The sequence below is a fragment of the Herbiconiux sp. J20-20 genome (genome assembly GCF_057365085.1).
Genome location: NZ_CP195122.1, coordinates 1623925 through 1639122, shown reverse-complemented (window position 1 = coordinate 1639122; position 15198 = coordinate 1623925). Strand labels below are relative to the sequence as shown.

At 70.6% G+C, this 15198-nt stretch carries 16 protein-coding genes and 1 tRNA gene; 11 read left to right on the top strand and 6 right to left on the bottom strand.

Annotated elements, in window-relative coordinates; translation table 11 throughout:
* Positions 1 to 57 precede the first annotated feature (57 nt).
* The 3 genes from ACR3ZA_RS07915 to ACR3ZA_RS07905 all read left to right on the top strand — a co-directional run bounded on the left by ACR3ZA_RS07915 (position 58) and on the right by ACR3ZA_RS07905 (position 4348).
* Entirely contained in the window at positions 58 to 2025 is a 1968-nt protein-coding gene (locus ACR3ZA_RS07915) for a cytochrome c oxidase assembly protein (RefSeq protein WP_473661446.1), read from the top strand.
* Positions 2026 to 2085: 60 nt separating this feature from the next.
* Positions 2086 to 2640 (top strand): helix-turn-helix transcriptional regulator, encoded by a 555-nt coding sequence (locus ACR3ZA_RS07910; RefSeq protein ID WP_473661445.1) that lies wholly within the window; start codon positions 2086 to 2088, stop codon positions 2638 to 2640.
* Between the two features lie 76 nt (positions 2641 to 2716).
* A complete protein-coding gene (locus tag ACR3ZA_RS07905) occupies positions 2717 to 4348 on the top strand; it encodes an AarF/UbiB family protein (RefSeq protein ID WP_473662298.1) in 1632 nt (543 codons plus the stop codon).
* Between the two features lie 132 nt (positions 4349 to 4480).
* Here the strand turns inward: ACR3ZA_RS07905 and ACR3ZA_RS07900 are convergent, their stop codons facing one another.
* The gene (locus ACR3ZA_RS07900) at positions 4481 to 5491 is read right to left on the bottom strand and encodes a hypothetical protein (protein WP_473661444.1); all 1011 of its coding nucleotides are present in this window, start codon (positions 5489 to 5491) and stop codon (positions 4481 to 4483) included.
* 40 nt (positions 5492 to 5531) lie between these two features.
* On the opposite strand from ACR3ZA_RS07900, the gene ACR3ZA_RS07895 reads away from it, so the two are divergent.
* On the top strand, positions 5532 to 6827 hold the full coding sequence (locus tag ACR3ZA_RS07895) for an AAA family ATPase (RefSeq protein ID WP_473661443.1): 1296 nt from the start codon (positions 5532 to 5534) through the stop codon (positions 6825 to 6827).
* Between the two features lie 55 nt (positions 6828 to 6882).
* Here the strand turns inward: ACR3ZA_RS07895 and ACR3ZA_RS07890 are convergent, their stop codons facing one another.
* From ACR3ZA_RS07890 to ACR3ZA_RS07875, 4 genes are all read right to left on the bottom strand, one after another.
* Entirely contained in the window at positions 6883 to 7530 is a 648-nt protein-coding gene (locus ACR3ZA_RS07890; RefSeq protein WP_473661442.1) for a biliverdin-producing heme oxygenase, read from the bottom strand.
* Between the two features lie 72 nt (positions 7531 to 7602).
* Complete coding sequence (locus tag ACR3ZA_RS07885; protein ID WP_473661441.1) at positions 7603 to 7911, bottom strand: DUF2470 domain-containing protein; 309 nt, start codon at positions 7909 to 7911, stop codon at positions 7603 to 7605.
* Between the two features lie 18 nt (positions 7912 to 7929).
* A complete protein-coding gene (locus ACR3ZA_RS07880; protein WP_473661440.1) occupies positions 7930 to 8577 on the bottom strand; it encodes a dienelactone hydrolase family protein in 648 nt (215 codons plus the stop codon).
* A 14-nt stretch (positions 8578 to 8591) separates the two neighbouring features.
* Positions 8592 to 8662, bottom strand: a tRNA-Gly gene (locus tag ACR3ZA_RS07875).
* 64 nt (positions 8663 to 8726) lie between these two features.
* Here ACR3ZA_RS07875 and dcd point away from each other — a divergent pair.
* The gene (gene dcd, locus ACR3ZA_RS07870) at positions 8727 to 9332 is read left to right on the top strand and encodes a dCTP deaminase (protein ID WP_473661439.1); all 606 of its coding nucleotides are present in this window, start codon (positions 8727 to 8729) and stop codon (positions 9330 to 9332) included.
* Between the two features lie 154 nt (positions 9333 to 9486).
* Here the strand turns inward: dcd and idi are convergent, their stop codons facing one another.
* Positions 9487 to 10044, bottom strand: a complete 558-nt coding sequence (gene idi, locus ACR3ZA_RS07865) for an isopentenyl-diphosphate Delta-isomerase (protein ID WP_473661438.1) — start codon at positions 10042 to 10044, stop codon at positions 9487 to 9489.
* Positions 10045 to 10064: 20 nt separating this feature from the next.
* On the opposite strand from idi, the gene ACR3ZA_RS07860 reads away from it, so the two are divergent.
* Genes ACR3ZA_RS07860 through ACR3ZA_RS07835 form a run of 6 tightly spaced genes read left to right on the top strand, consistent with a single transcriptional unit; the run spans position 10065 to position 15198 of the window.
* A complete protein-coding gene (locus ACR3ZA_RS07860; protein ID WP_473661437.1) occupies positions 10065 to 11135 on the top strand; it encodes a polyprenyl synthetase family protein in 1071 nt (356 codons plus the stop codon).
* On the top strand, positions 11132 to 12043 hold the full coding sequence (locus ACR3ZA_RS07855; RefSeq protein ID WP_473661436.1) for a squalene/phytoene synthase family protein: 912 nt from the start codon (positions 11132 to 11134) through the stop codon (positions 12041 to 12043). The genes ACR3ZA_RS07860 and ACR3ZA_RS07855 overlap by 4 nt, the downstream gene beginning before the upstream one ends.
* A complete protein-coding gene (gene crtI / locus ACR3ZA_RS07850; protein ID WP_473661435.1) occupies positions 12040 to 13599 on the top strand; it encodes a phytoene desaturase family protein in 1560 nt (519 codons plus the stop codon). The genes ACR3ZA_RS07855 and crtI overlap by 4 nt, the downstream gene beginning before the upstream one ends.
* Positions 13596 to 13925 (top strand): lycopene cyclase domain-containing protein, encoded by a 330-nt coding sequence (locus tag ACR3ZA_RS07845; protein WP_473661434.1) that lies wholly within the window; start codon positions 13596 to 13598, stop codon positions 13923 to 13925. Before crtI ends, ACR3ZA_RS07845 begins: the two co-directional genes overlap by 4 nt.
* 2 nt (positions 13926 to 13927) lie before the next feature.
* Positions 13928 to 14344 carry a lycopene cyclase domain-containing protein gene (locus tag ACR3ZA_RS07840; protein ID WP_473661433.1) on the top strand — a complete coding sequence of 139 codons (417 nt, stop codon included), beginning with the start codon at positions 13928 to 13930 and terminating at the stop codon, positions 14342 to 14344.
* Positions 14341 to 15198 (top strand): prenyltransferase, encoded by an 858-nt coding sequence (locus tag ACR3ZA_RS07835; protein ID WP_473661432.1) that lies wholly within the window; start codon positions 14341 to 14343, stop codon positions 15196 to 15198. Before ACR3ZA_RS07840 ends, ACR3ZA_RS07835 begins: the two co-directional genes overlap by 4 nt.

Below are 15198 nucleotides of genomic sequence, written 5' to 3'. Positions count from 1 at the left end.
CTGCGCCCCGGTCCCCCTGCGGCATTTTCGGGGCGCGCATCCGCCTACGCTGGAGGGGTGCCGCGCCTGATCGGGGTCCTCGGACCCGCCGCCCTCCTCGTCGTCGCCCTCGTCGCGACGGTGCTGGCGCTCCTCGTCGGCGGCGGTGCGGAAGCCCCCCTCGTGATCGATCCGGGGCCGCTGGTGCGCTGGGGTCTGCCGATCGCGAAGCTCGTCTTCAACCTCGGGGTTGCAACGGCGCTCGGCTCGCTGGTGCTGGCCCTCTTCGCTCTCTCCACCGCGAAGCCCGAGTTCGACCGCGCACTGGACGTGGCGGCCGCCGGCGCCGCGGTGTGGACCGTCGCCGCCGCGGCATCCGCGTTCTTCTCCTTCACCACCGTCTTCAACACCGCCCCGAGCCTCGATGAGCGCTACGGCGAGGCGCTCGGCACCTTCCTCACCGAGATCGAGCTGGGGCAGGCCTGGCTGATCACAATGCTCGTCGGCGCCGCGCTCACCGTGCTGTGCTTCGCGGTGCGCAACGTCACCGCGCTCGGGATCATCACCGCCGCGACCGCGATCGGTCTTGCGCCGCTCGCCGAGCAGGGTCACGCGGGCGGGGCGGCCGACCACAACCTGGCCGTCACCGCGCTGTGGCTGCACCTGATCTTCGCGGCCGTGTGGGTCGGCGGGCTGCTGCTGCTGGTGGTGCTGCGCGCCAGCGCCGGCGCCGACCGGCTGGCGGCCATCCTCCCGCGCTACTCCACGCTCGCGCTGGTCAGCTTCCTGGTGGTGGCGATCTCCGGCTACGTCAGCGCGGCGATCCGCGTCGGCGACCTGCCCGACCTGTTGACTCCCTACGGTCTGCTCGTCATCGCCAAGGTGGTCGCGCTTCTCGTGCTCGGGCTGCTCGGCGCGCTGCAGCGCCGCGTGTTCGTCGGGCGCATCGTCGCCGGGGCCGGGCACCGGCTCTTCGCCGTGTTCGTGGCCGTCGAGCTCGCCGTCATGGGCGTGGCCAGCGGTGTCGCGGCCGCCCTCGCTCGCACCGCCCCGCCGGTGGTCGAGATCCCGGCCTCCGACCTGGCCGACCCGACGCCGGCGGAGTACCTGACCGGCGCCCCGCTGCCGCCCGAGCTGACCCCGATCCGCTATCTCACAACCTGGGATCTCGACCTGCTCTGGGCGCTCGTCGTCGGGTTCGGGCTGTTCTTCTACCTCGCCGGGGTGGTGCGGCTGCACCGTCGCGGCGACCGGTGGCCGTGGTACCGCACCGTGTTCTTCGTGGTCGGCATGCTGACGCTGCTCTGGTCGACGAGCGGATCGCTCGGCGCCTACCAGGAGTATCTGTTCAGCATCCACATGCTGGAGCACATGCTGCTCACCATGGTGATCCCGATCTTCCTCGTGCTGTCGGCGCCGGTGACGCTCGCGCTGCGCACCATCCGCAAGCGCGACGACGGCAGCCGCGGGCCGCGCGAATGGATCCTCGTGCTCGTGCACTCGGGCTTCTCGAAGTTGCTCACCAACCCGATCGTCGCGGCGGTGCTGTTCGCGGCGTCGCTCTGGGTGTTCTACTACTCGCCGCTGTTCCGCTGGGCGACCGAGCAGCACGCCGGGCACGTCTGGATGGTCGCCCACTTCCTCATCACCGGCTACCTGTTCGCGCAGGTGCTGATCGGCGTCGACCCGATCGGCGGCCGCCCGCCCTACGCGCTGCGACTGCTGCTGCTGCTGGCGACGATGGCATTCCACGCCTTCTTCGGGCTCGCGATCATGTCGCAGGAGGCGCTGTTCCTGGCCGACTGGTACGGAGCGATGGGACGCACCTGGGGGCTGCCGCCGCTCGAAGACCAGGTGTGGGGTGGCGGCATCGCGTGGAGCGTCGGCGAGATTCCGACGGTCGCGCTCGCGATCATCGTCGCCGTCATGTGGGCGCGCAGCGACGACCGCGAGGCGAAGCGTCGCGACCGGGCCGCCGATCGTGACGGCGACGCCGAGCTGGAGGCGTACAACGCCGCCCTCGCCGCCCGGGCCGCCCGCCCGTAGGTCACGGCGTCATCCCAGCGTTGTGGCGTTGACTGGTCCTCCGCGGTGAAAGGACCTCGCATGAGCAGCTCGACATCCTCCGGCTTCGATCTCTGGGAGGCGCTGGATGACCTTCGTGACACCTTCGCGCCTCGGATGCCGGGACACTCGCCCCGTCGCGAGGTGCGCTCCGACATTCTGATCGTGCTCCTCGACGACGCCCAGAACGGGCACCAGATCATGCAGGCGCTCGCGGCGATGAGCGCTCGCGGCGACGGACCGACGGCGAGCGTCGTCTATCCGACGCTCGAGCTGCTGGTCGATGAGGGGCTCGTCACCGCGGAGCACGTCGGCGAGCGGCGCGTCTTCTCGCTCACCGAGGCCGGACGCACCGCAGCGCACGCGGCCTCCGGCGACGAGGGCGACGAATCGCACGACTCCGGCGGCGAGCACGACTCCGGCTGGCGCATGCCCCGGTTCGCCGAGCACTCCGCGGTCGTGCCGAAGGCGGGCGCCAAACTGGCGCAGGCTGCCGCGCAGGTCGCCCAACACGGCAGCGCCGAGCAGAAGGAGCGCACCGCCGCCCTGCTCGACGAGACCCGACGCAAGATCTACGGCATCCTGGCCGAGGACTGACCGAGTGCCGCCCGCCCGCGGCAGCTCGTCCGCCCCGACACAGGATCGCGCGCTGCGCGCCCGCTACCGCCGCATCATGCGCTTCGCCGCGCTCGCGCTGGCGCAGGCGTGGTGGTTCGAACTGGTGCTGCCGCGCATCGGGCTCGGCCGGTTCGCGGCGTCGGGCCGCATCCCCCGACTGCAGCGGCTGGCCCGCCGCTTCCACGCGCTCGCCGCCGACCTCGGCGGACTGATGATCAAGGTGGGGCAGTTCCTCTCCTCGCGCCTCGACGTGCTGCCGCCCGAGATCACCCGCGAGCTGGAGGGGCTGCAGGACGAGGTCGCCGCCGAGCCGATCGAGCGCATCGTCGCGCAGGCCGAACGAGAATTGGGCATGCCGCTGGACCGCGCCTACGCCCGGTTCGAGAGCGCGCCGATCGCCGCGGCCTCGCTGGGGCAGGCGCACCGCGCTCGGCTGTCTCCGCAGCTCGCCGCCGACGTCGGCTTCGCCGACGTGGTCGTCAAAGTGCTGCGCCCCGGCATCGAGGAGATCGTCGAGGTCGACCTGGCGGCGCTGCGCCGGGTGGCGCGCTGGCTGTCGCGCATCCGGCTCGTCTCGCGTCGCACCGACGCGCCCGCGCTCGTCGAGGAGTTCGCGACCACCAGCCTGGAGGAGATCGATTACGTGCACGAGGCGGCCAACGCCGAGCGCTTCGCGGCCGACTTCGCCGCCGATCCGCGCATCGCCGCCCCGGCCGTGGTCTGGGAGCGCAGCGCGCTGCGGGTGCTGACCCTCGCCGATGTCACCGCGATCAAGATCACCGATGTCGAGGCGCTGCAGGCGGTCGGCATCGACCCGGCGGCGGTCGCGGCGGAGCTGGCCCGGTCCGCCTTCCAGCAGATCTTCGTCGCGGGGTTCTTCCACGCCGACCCGCACCCCGGCAACATCTTCGTGACGCCGGGCGGGTCGGGCGAGCCCGACGATTGGCAGCTCACCTACATCGACTTCGGGATGATGGGCGAGATTTCGGACGAGCTGCGGGAGGGGCTGCAGCAGTTCATCTTCGCCGTCGTCTCGCGCGGTGCGCGCGCCCTCGTCGTCGCCATCCAGCGGCTCGGCGTGCTGCTGCCGACCGCCGACACCGTCGAGCTGGAGCGCGCCATGACGGCCCTGTTCGACCGCTTCGGCGGCATGGGGGTCGCCGAGCTGCAGCGCATCGACCCGCGCGAGCTGCAGGAGTTCGCGGCCCAGTTCGGCGAGACGATCCGCACACTGCCGTTCCAGCTGCCCGAGAGCTTCCTGCTGCTGCTGCGCACCGTCTCGCTCACCTCCGGCGTCACCAGTGCGCTCAACCGCGACTTCAACATGTGGGATGCGGTCGACCCGTTCGCGCGCAGCCTGCTGCGCGGCACCGGCGCGGGCGTGCTGCGCGGTGTCGGGCGCGAGGCGCTCGCCATCATCTCTGCGCTGGCGAGGCTGCCGCAGCGCACCGACGCGCTCATCTCGCGGCTGGATCGCGGCGAGCTGGCGGTGCGGTCGCCCGAGGTGGAGCAACGTCTGCGCATCGTCGATCGGTCGCTGCGTCGCACCACCTCGGCGATCGTGTTCGCCGGTCTGCTGATCGCGGGGGTGCTGCTGCGCCCCACCGATGAGGTGCTCGGCTGGGTGCTTATGGGCGCCTCCGCCCTGCCGCTGCTGCACGCGCTTCTGCCGTCGCGGCTGCGCTGAGCTGGCCGCGCCTCCCTCCCGTTACGCAACGTCGGAAATTCGGCGGGTCGGTCCACGACTCGTGGACAAGGTGCCCGGTTCTCCGACTTTGCGCGGAGCCGGCCGGGAGGAACGCGGCCGAGCCGAGTGGGCTCAGTCGGCGTAGGGGTCGACCGTCACGAGGGTGAGGCGGTCGCCGCGGGAGATGTGGATCTCGAACTCCATCGGGAACCGCACGTTGCGTTCGAGTGTCTCGACGCTGCCGTCGAAGATCGACTGCACCTCGACCGTCACCTGCGCGATGCCCTGGTCGGGCCCGGAACGCCAGCGCGGCTCGCCGCTGGTGCCGCTGACCGTGATCTCCGGGTACGCGTCGATCGACCAGACCGGCTCGCCGAGCACCCGGTTGTTGACGGTCTCGCCGAACGGGCATCCGGGCGGAAACAGCACCCGCTGCTCGGCGCAGTCGTCGAGGAAATCGCGCGCGGTGCGGTCGACCTCGGCGAGCAGGTCGTCGTTCGCGCGAACCTCCACCGCGGCCTCGATTGTCGATCCGACCCGGTCGGCGGCAACCGTCACGGCGTCGCTCGTGAGCCACCGGCTGTCGTGCTGCAGCGTGTAGCGGCCCGGCACGAACACGGCGAAGCGGTGCGGCGCGGCGGTGATGCTCGCGGTGACGAGGTCGAGGTCGTTCACCTGTACGCGGTCCTCGTGCTCAAGGGTCAGCTCGAGCGCGGCGAGGGGGCTGTCGGCGAACGCCCAACTCGCGAAGAGGCCCGCAGTGGTGCCGACGCGCTCCACGGTGAAGCTCGTCGAGTAGGTGACCTCGCCGATCAACCAGGAGGCGGTCACCTCATGGATGCCCTCCCGGTTCGCCGTCTCCCGCACCTCCCCGACCTCGAACTCGGTGATCGCCGCGCTCGACAGCAGCGTCGCATCGAGCCCTCCGGGATCGACACCGGGCAGCGCGAGCGCCTCCGCGGCGTCGCCGCGGGCCAGCGCCTCCAGGTACACCCGCACGAACGACGCGGCGCCGAAGACGGTCGCGTTGGCGGCGATCACGGCACCGGTGCCCGCGAGGGTCAGGACGAGCGCCGCCGCCAGCCAGATGAGCGCGCGGCGACGCGCCCCGGTCGGGGCCGCGACGTCGGGAGCGGTGAGCACAGTCGCATCCTACGGTCGTTCGAATCGGTAGCCTTGAGGGATGCCGCTGCCCGAGCTCTCCCCCGAGCAGCAGGCCGTGTTCGACGCCATCGAGTCGACGCGGCAGCACATCTTCGTCACCGGTCGCGCCGGCACCGGCAAGTCGACGCTGCTCGAGCACCTGTCGTGGCGCACCTCGAAGCAGGTGGTGATCTGCGCTCCGACCGGGGTGGCGGCGCTGAACGTTGGCGGCCAGACCATCCACTCGCTGTTCCGGCTGCCGATCGGCGTCATCGCCGACCACGACATCGAGCAGTCGGGCGAGCTGCGCAAGCTGCTCGGCGCGATCGACACCCTCGTCATCGACGAGGTGTCGATGCTGAACGCCGACCTGCTGGATGCGATCGACCGCTCGCTGCGGCAGGCGAGGGCGAAGCCGAACGACGCCTTCGGCGGCGTGCAGCTGGTGATGTTCGGCGACCCCTACCAGCTGGCTCCCGTGCCGGGCGACCCGGAGGAGCGCGCCTACTTCGCCGACCGCTACCGCTCGATGTGGTTCTTCGACGCCCGGGTGTGGGACGAGGCCGACCTGACGATCTTCGAGCTGGCGACCATCCACCGCCAGCACGAGCTCGAGTTCAAGACGCTGCTGACCGCCGTGCGGCACGGCGTCGTCACCGCCGAGATGGCCGGCCGCCTCAACGAGGTGGGGGCCCGGCCCGCGCCCGACGACGGCACCATCACCCTCGCCACCACCAACGCGACCGTCACCCGCATCAACGGCAGTGCGCTGGCCCGCCTTCCCGGTGCGGCGAAGACGGCGGTGGCGGAGGTGAACGGCGAGTTCGGCGGCCGCGCCTATCCGGCCGACGAGCGCCTGGAGCTGAAGCTGGGTGCGCAGGTGATGTTTCTGCGCAACGACACCGGCGGCGACGGGCGCTGGGTGAACGGCACCATCGGCGAAGTGGTGAAGATCGCCGACACCGTCACCGTCGAGGTCGACGGCGAGGACTTCGAGGTGCAGCCGAGCACCTGGGAGCGGTACCGCTACACCTACTCCTCGGCGACCAAGACGCTGTCGAAGGATGTGGTGGCCGAGTTCACCCAGTTTCCGCTGCGGCTGGCGTGGGCGGTCACCATCCACAAGTCGCAGGGCAAGAGCTACGACCGCGCGATCGTCGATCTCGGGCCGCGCTCATTCGCGCCCGGCCAGACCTACGTGGCGCTGAGCCGGATCACCGCGCTCGAAGGCCTCTACCTGACGCGCCCGCTGCGCCCGAGCGACATCATCGTCGACGAGCGGGTGAAGGACTTCATGTCGCGCGCCGAGGCGATCCCGGGCATCGCCGCCATCTGAGCGCGGGTCACGCGCCGAGCGGGTCGAGCAGCCGCGAAGCGGCGTGTCGAGACCGCTACGCGGCGGCCTTCGCGCGCGAGAGGTCTTCGAACAGCTTCGTGTTGAACTCGTACGCGCGCAGCACCTCGTCGATGACGCGCTCCTGCTCGGCCTCGTCCCAGGGGGCCGCGTCGAGCTGCTCGCGGTAGGCCTCCTTGAACTCCTTCGGGTTGGCGATCTGGTCGAAGATGTAGAACCCGATGCCGTTGGTCTCGAAGCCGAAGTGGCGCTGCATCAGCCGGCCGATCGCCTGGCCGCCCGAGAGGTCGCCGAGGTAGCGCGTGTAGTGGTGGGCGACGAAGCCGCCCGCCCAGCCTTCGGCGGCGATCTCGCGGATGCGGGCGACGTAGCGCTCGGTGGTCGGCAGCGGAGCGATCCGCTCCTTCCAATCCGGTCCGATCAGGAAGGCGAGGTCGGCCTCGAGCGCGGGCATGCGGCTGAGCTGCTCGCTCAGGAACGGGGTCGCGATCGGGTCGTCGGCGAACGTCGGCGCGACGCCCTCGAGCGCGTCGTAGATGAAGTAGTGCTGGGCGACGAGGGCGATGTAGTCCTCGCGAGTGCCCTCGCCCTTCATCAGATCCGACATGAACCCGGCGCCCTCGCTCTCGCCGTGGCGCGACCAGCTGCGGGCGCGAAGCGCTTCGGAGAACGAGATGACAGACACGAGGGACTCCTAAAAGTGAGGACACCCTTACCTTAGCGCGGCCGCTCGGTGACGACGAGGACCGCTCAGCACCTACTCGTGGGGCCGAGGGGCGACGCCAAGCTTGGCGCAGGCCGCGTCGTAGAGCGCCACCACCTCGCGGCGGATCTCGGGACGCTCGCCGATCGGGCCGTTCGGCCACGACACCCGCACCGTGTGCTCGACGCCGTCGACCGTGGTGCTCCACTCGCCGCCGGACTCGTCGAGGGTCGTCATCGTCGCGGCGGTGGCGCCGGCGACCTCGGCCGGGCCGAAGGCGCGCGCGATGAGCAGGTTGTCATCCGGGTGGTCGCCGTTCATGTGGTGCAGGACGGCGGCGACGATCTCGGGCGCAAAGGTCATGCGCTCAACGCTAGTTGCTCAGTCGCCGAGGTACTCGAGCAGGAACGCGGCGGTGCGCGCGAAGGCGAGACCGGCGGACCGCGGCTCGATCGAGTCGGCGAGCGTCGCGTTGGCGAACGAATGCGTGGTGCCCGGGTAGTCGTGGCGGGTCACCGGCGTCTCGTCGTCCTGCAGTCGGGCGATGAACGTCTCCGGCTCGGCGCCGGGCGCCCACTCGTCGGTGTCCGCGAAGTGCAGCAGCACCGGGCACGGGACGATGCCGTCCTCGCTCTCGGCGAGGGTGGCGGTGTAGGCGACCACCGCATCCACGTCGCCGGCCTGCGCGGTCAGCAGCGCGAGCCCGCCACCGAGCGCGAAGCCGATCAGGCCCACCCGGTCGCTGCCCTCGTCGCGGCCGCGCTCGATCGCATCCTCGACCATCATCAGGGCGGCGGATCGCTCCAGGCCGCTCGCCAGGCGCTCCGCTTGGCCCTCGTCGATGGTGGCGACGCCGTCGTAGAGGTCGAGCACGACGACGCGCAGCCCGCGGCTGGCGAGCGCCTCGGCGTAGGGGATCATCCACGGCAGGCGCCCGAACCAGTCGGGGATCATCACGACGAGCGGATCGCCGGGTTCGCCGAACTCGAGGTTGCTGCCCGGCGAGGGGATGCGGACCAATGCGCTCATGGTGCCAATCGGAGAGGGGATGACGGGAATCGAACCCGCGCTATCAGCTTGGGAAGCTGAAGTTCTGCCATTGAACTACATCCCCGCGGTGCGTTGTCGAGTGTAGCCCAACGCCCTTCGGGCGTGCGCGGTGCCGCTAGTCTCGACCCATGCTGCTGAGCGATCGCGACATCCGCGCCGAGCTGTCGACCGGCCGAATCGGACTCGACCCTCTCGATCTGGACATGGTGCAGCCGTCGAGCGTCGACGTGCGCCTCGACCGCTACTTCCGGTTGTTCGACAACCACAAATACCCGTTCATCGACCCGGCCGAAGAGCAGCCCGAGCTGACCCGCCTGGTGGAGGCGAAGCCGGGCGAGCCGTTCATCCTGCACCCGGGCGAGTTCGTGCTCGGCTCCACGTTCGAGCTGGTGTCCCTGCCCGACGACGTGGCGGCGCGACTCGAGGGCAAGTCGAGCCTCGGCCGCCTGGGCCTCTTGACGCACTCGACCGCCGGATTCGTCGACCCCGGCTTCTCAGGGCACGTCACCCTCGAGCTCAGCAACGTCGCGACTCTGCCGATCAAGCTGTGGCCGGGAATGAAGATCGGGCAGCTGTGCTTCATCCGCACCAGCTCGCCGGTCGAGAACCCCTACGGCTCGGGGCCGTACGCGAACCGTTACCAGGGGCAGCGCGGGCCGACGGCCTCGCGCAGCTTCCAGAACTTCCACCGCACCGACGTGAGCGCGACGGATGCGGGTGCGGCTGGGAACTAAGGGTTTCGATACGCCCTGCGGGCTACTCAACCCGCTCAGCCTTGCCGGTTGAGTAGGCGCGAAGCGCCGTATCGAAACCCGGTGTGAATCCGGCTGGTTTCGATACGCCCTGCGGGCTACTCAACCCGCGGTTTCGATACGCCGACTGCGTCGGCTACTCAACCCGCTCAGCCGGCCAGGCGGCGAGCTGCCAGCCGAGCCACGGGCTGAACGCAAAGGGCGTGGCCGCGACGGCGGCGCGCAGCTCGGCCGGGTCGACCCAGGCCCACTCGGCGACCTCGTCGGCGGCCGGCACCGGGTCGGCATCCGCGACGGCCGTGTACACCGGGCAGATCTCGTTCTCGACGATGCCGGAGGCATCCACCGCGCGGTAGCGGAAGTCGGGAAGCGCCACCGTGATGTCGCCGAGCTCAAGCCCGAGCTCCTGGCGGGCGCGCCGGCGGATCGCTTCGATCATGTCTTCGTCGGGGCCGGGGTGACCGCAGAACGAGTTCGTCCAGACCCCGGGCCAGGTCTTCTTTCCGAGCGCGCGACGCGTCACCAGCACGCGGCCGGAGCGGTCCGAGACGTGGCATGAGAACGCCAGATGGAGCGGCGTCTGCTCGTCGTGAACGCGCGCCTTGTCGGCCGTGCCGATCGCCGTGCCCTGCTCATCGAGCAGGACCACGAGCTCGTTCTCGACAGGGCCGAAGGTCTCTGGGTGTGGGCTCATCCTGAAGGTAGTCTGCCGGAATGAAGCATTCTTCGTCGGAGGTGGTCGCCGAAGACCGGCAGACCGTCGTCGACAACGTGCTCGCGCAGTTCTTCCGCGCGCAGCTGTCCCGTGCCCGCACCCTCGACGCGAGCTACGTCGAACTATGGCGCGCGCTCGAGGCGAACACGGTCGGCGGCAAGCGGTTCCGGCCGCGCATGGTGTCGCTCGCCTACGATGCGCTCGGGGGCATCGAGGTCGAGCCGCCCGCCTACGTCGGCGCCGCGTTCGAACTGCTTCACACGGCGCTGATCATTCACGACGACGTCATCGACCGCGACTTCGTGCGCCGCGGCGCCCCCAACATCGCCGGCACCTACCGCGACCGAGCCCTCGGGCGCGGCCTCGACACGGTGACCGCCGAGCACCGCGGTGCCAGCGCGGCGGTGATCGCCGGCGACCTGGCGCTCTTCAACGCCTACCGGTTGATCGATCGCAGCGGCGCCAATGACGTCGTGCGCGACCGGCTGCTCGAGGTGCTCGACGAGGCGCTGTTCGCGAGCGCCGCGGGCGAGCTCATCGACATCGACTATGCCGGCGGCGACGAGCCTCCGCCCGTGCACGACATCCTGCGGATGGTGCGGCTGAAGACCGCCGTCTACACCTTCGAGTGCCCGCTGCAGGCGGGCGCGATTCTCGCCGGCGCTTCGGATGCCGTGGTCGCCACGCTCGGCGACTTCGGGCGCGAGATCGGCATTGCCTTCCAGCTCGTCGACGACCTGCTCGGCGTGTTCGGCTCGGAGTCCCTCACCGGCAAGACGACGCTCGGCGACCTGCGCGAGGGCAAGCGCACGGTCCTCATCGCGTACGCCACGATGCGCGAGGGCTGGAGTGAGCTCGCGTGCGACTTCGGCAACCCGGAGCTCGATGAGGCAGGTGCCGACCGCATCCGCGCGTTCCTCACCGACTGCGGCGCTCGTCGCTACCTGGAGTCGCTCGCGCGCGACTACTCTCGACGCGCGCTGGAGCGCCTGTCGGCACCGCATGTGCCGTCGGCGCTGCGTGATGTACTGATCCCGGTGGCGGACGAGGTCTTGGAGCGCGTGAAGTGAGTCGACGGGAACGGCGTGCCGAGAAGCGCGCCGACGATGGTGGTCCACGCCTGGAGCTGTACTCGGCGCTCGCCGAGGAGACGGCGAGTCTGGTCATCGCGCGCTATTCGACCTCGTTCGGGCTGGCGTCGCGGCTGCTCGGCGGCGGCGTGCGGCAGCCGATCGAGAACCTGTACGCCCTCGTGCGCGTCGCCGATGAGATCGTCGACGGCGGCGCCGAGCAGGCGGGCCTCGACACCGTGGTGGCGGCCCGGCTGCTGAACGACCTGGAGCGCGACACCGAAAGAGCGATCGACGAGGGCTACAGCGCCAACCTCGTCGTGCACGCCTTCGCGCGCACGGCCCGCTGGGCGGGATTCGGCGCCGAGTTGACGGCGCCGTTCTTCGAGTCGATGCGCATGGATCTGTCGCTCACCCGTCACGACCAGGACAGCTTCGAGCGCTACGTCTACGGCTCGGCCGAGGTGGTCGGGCTGATGTGCCTGGCGGTGTTCCTCGCCGATGACGGCGCCGAGCGCACCGCCGAGGACCGCGACACCCTGGTGGCGGGCGCGCGGGCCCTCGGCTCGGCATTTCAGAAGGTCAACTTCCTGCGGGATCTGTCCGCCGATGTCGAGGCGCTGGGCCGCAGCTACTTCCCCGGGCTCGACCCGCAGAAGTTCGACGAGGAGGACAAGATGCGACTGCTCGACGACATCGACACCGAACTGGCGACCGCGGCGCGGTCGGTGCCGCTTCTGCCCTCGAACGCGCGTCGCGGCGTGAGCCTCGCCCACGCGCTCTTCGGCGAGCTGTCGACGCGACTGCGGGCGACGCCCGCCGCGGAGCTGCTCACCACGCGGGTGCGGGTGCCGGACCCGGTGAAGCTGCGCCTGGCGCTGGCGGCGAGCGTTCGGACCGCCCGATGACGCGCACGATCATCATCGGCGGCGGCATCGCGGGACTCGCGACCGCGGCGCTGTTGGCGCGCGAGGGCCACGAGGTCACCGTGCTGGAGCAGCGCGACGCGGTCGGCGGTCGCGCCGGCTCCTGGGAGCGGGACGGCTTCCGCTTCGACACCGGACCCTCCTGGTATCTGATGCCGGAGGTGTTCGACCACTTCTTCCGACTGCTCGGCACCACCGCCGCCGAGCAGCTCAGCCTCACCCAGCTCGACCCCGGCTACCGGGTCTTCGGCGAAGGCCACCCCGAGCCCCTCGACATCGCGGCCACGCGCGACGCCAACATCGCCCTGTTCGAGAGCGTCGAACCGGGCGCCGGCGCCAAGCTCGCGCGCTACCTCGACAAGGCGAAGGAGATCACGCACCTCGCGATCGACCACTTCCTCTACTCGACCTTCGACAAGTTCGGCCCGGTCTTCTCCCGTCGCGTCGTCGCGCGCGGCGGTCGCCTCACCCGGCTGCTCACCGAGTCGCTGCACTCGCTCGCCGCCCGCACGGTGACCGAGCGACGGCTCCGGCAGATCCTCGGCTACCCGGCCGTGTTCCTCGGCTCGGCGCCGCGGCTCGCGCCGAGCATGTACTCGCTGATGAGCCACCTCGACCTCGAGGAGGGCGTGTTCTACCCGCAGGGCGGCTTCACCGTCGTCATCGAGCGCGTCGCGGCGCTCGCCGCGGCGGAGGGCGCCGAGGTGCGCACCGGCGCGAGCGTGCAGCGCATCGTGGTCGAGAACGGCCGCGCCGTCGGGGTGGAGGTTGTCGGGGCGGACGGCGCATCCGAGCGACTGGATGCCGACCTGGTGGTCTCGGCCGCCGACCTGCACCACACCGAGACCCGGCTGCTCGAGAACCCCGCCGACCGCACCTTCCCCGAGTCGTACTGGGCCAAGCGCACGGCCGGGCCGAGCGCCCTGCTGCTGCTGCTCGGCGTGCGCGGGGAACTGCCGAACCTTGAGCACCACACGCTCCTGTTCTCGGAGGACTGGGACGAGAACTTCGGGGCGATCTTCGACAGCCCGTCGCGCATCCCCGCGACCCCGTCGCTGTATGTCTGCAAGCCCAGCGGGGTGGATGCCTCGGTCGCCCCCGAAGGCCACGAGAACCTCTTCGTGCTGGTTCCGCTGCCCGCCGATCCGACGATCGGCGCCGGCGGCGTGGATGGCGCCGGCGACGCCGAGGTGGAGGCGCTCGCCGACCGGGTGATCGCGCAGATCGCCGCGTGGACGGGTACCCCGGACCTCGCCGAGCGCATCGTCGTGCGCCGCACGATCGCACCGCGCGACTTCCAGACCGACCTGAACGCCTGGAAGGGCACCGCGCTCGGCCCCGCGCACACGCTCAGCCAGAGCGCGTTCTTCCGCGCCGGCAACAAGAGCAAGAAGGTCGACAATCTGCTCTACGTCGGCGGCTCGACGATCCCCGGCATCGGCCTGCCGATGTGCCTGATCAGCGCCGAGCTGATCGTGAAGCGGCTGCGCGGCGACACCAGCGCCGGACCGATGCCGGAACCGCTGGAGCGCGCGTGAACGCCCTCTACCTGGTCGGGCTGCTGATCTCGCTGACCGGCATGGTGGTGCTGGATGTGCGCTTCCGGCTGTTCTTCGCCCACTCCTGGTGGCGCGCCGCGATCGTGATGGCGGTCGGGATCACCTACTTCCTGATCTGGGATGTCGCGGGCATCGACGCCGGCATCTTCTTCCGCGGCAACCCCGAGCTGCTGACCGGGGTGCTGCTCGGCCCGGAGCTGCCGCTCGAGGAGCTCTTCTTCCTCGCCCTGCTCTGCTACACGGTGATGAACAGCTACGGTGCGGTGGCCCGCGTGCTGGCTCGACGCCGGGAGGCGCGAGACTGACCATGCTGACCTACTGGCTTCTCAACCTGCAGTTCCTGACGGCCGCCGTGCTCGTGCTGCTGGTGTCGCTGCTGGCCCGACGCGCTCCGAGCGGCCGCGCCGTCGGCGCCGCGGCAGTGGTCACCCTGGTGCTGACGGCGATCTTCGACAACGTCCTGGTCGGCACCGGGATTGTCGCCTACGACGTCGCCCTGACCAGCGGGCGCACGATCGGCGTGGCACCGGTCGAGGACTTCGCCTACACGTTCGGCGCGATCGTGCTGCTGCCCGCGCTCTGGGCGATGCTCGGCGGTCCCCGCGCCTCCGTGCACACTTCTCCGGAGGATCCGCGCGGCACGCCCGTGGTTCCGGGCCCCGCCAGCGCATCCGGCCAAAATCTCCGGAGAAACGACACACTGGGGCGGGAGGGGGAGGCGTGATCCGCGCGCTGTTCCTGACCAGCCGACCGCTCAGCTGGGTCAACACCGCCTACCCGTTCGCCGCCGCCTACGTGCTCGCCACCGGGCGCGTCGACGCGACGCTCGTCGTCGGCACCCTGTTCTTCCTCGTGCCATACAACCTGGCGATGTACGGCATCAACGACGTCTTCGACTACGAGTCCGACCTGCGCAACCCGCGCAAGGGCGGTGTCGAGGGCGCGCTGCTGCAGCCGCAGTATCACCGGCTGACGCTGTGGCTCTCCGGCCTGGTGGCGCTGCCGTTCGTGGTCTATCTGGTCGTCGTGGGCGATCCGCTCGGCTGGCTGGTGCTCGCCGTGAGCCTGTTCGCCGTGGTCGCCTACTCGGCGAAGGGTCTGCGCTTCAAGGAACGGCCGTTCCTCGACTCGGTCACCTCCAGCACGCACTTCGTCTCGCCCGCCGTCTACGCGCTCGTGCTGGTCGGAGCCGAGTGGACGCCGGCGACCGTCGCCGTGATCGTCGCCTTCTTCCTCTGGGGCGCCGCCTCGCAGGCCTTCGGTGCGGTGCAGGATGTGCTGCCCGACCGCGAGGCGGGGATCGGATCGATCGCGACCGTGATCGGCCCGCGCGCGACCACCCGGCTCGCGATCGCGGCCTACCTCGTCGCGGGGGCGCTGCTGCTGCTGCTGCCCTGGCCGGGAATCCTCGCCGCGGTGCTCGCGGTGCCCTACGCGCTCAATGCGGCGCCGTGGTGGAACGTCACGGAGGAGGAGTCGGAGACGGCCAACCGCGGCTGGCGCCGCTTCCTCTGGCTGAACTTCGCCACCGGGTTCCTGGTCACGATGCTGCTGATCGCCGGGGCGCTGCTCGGCTGA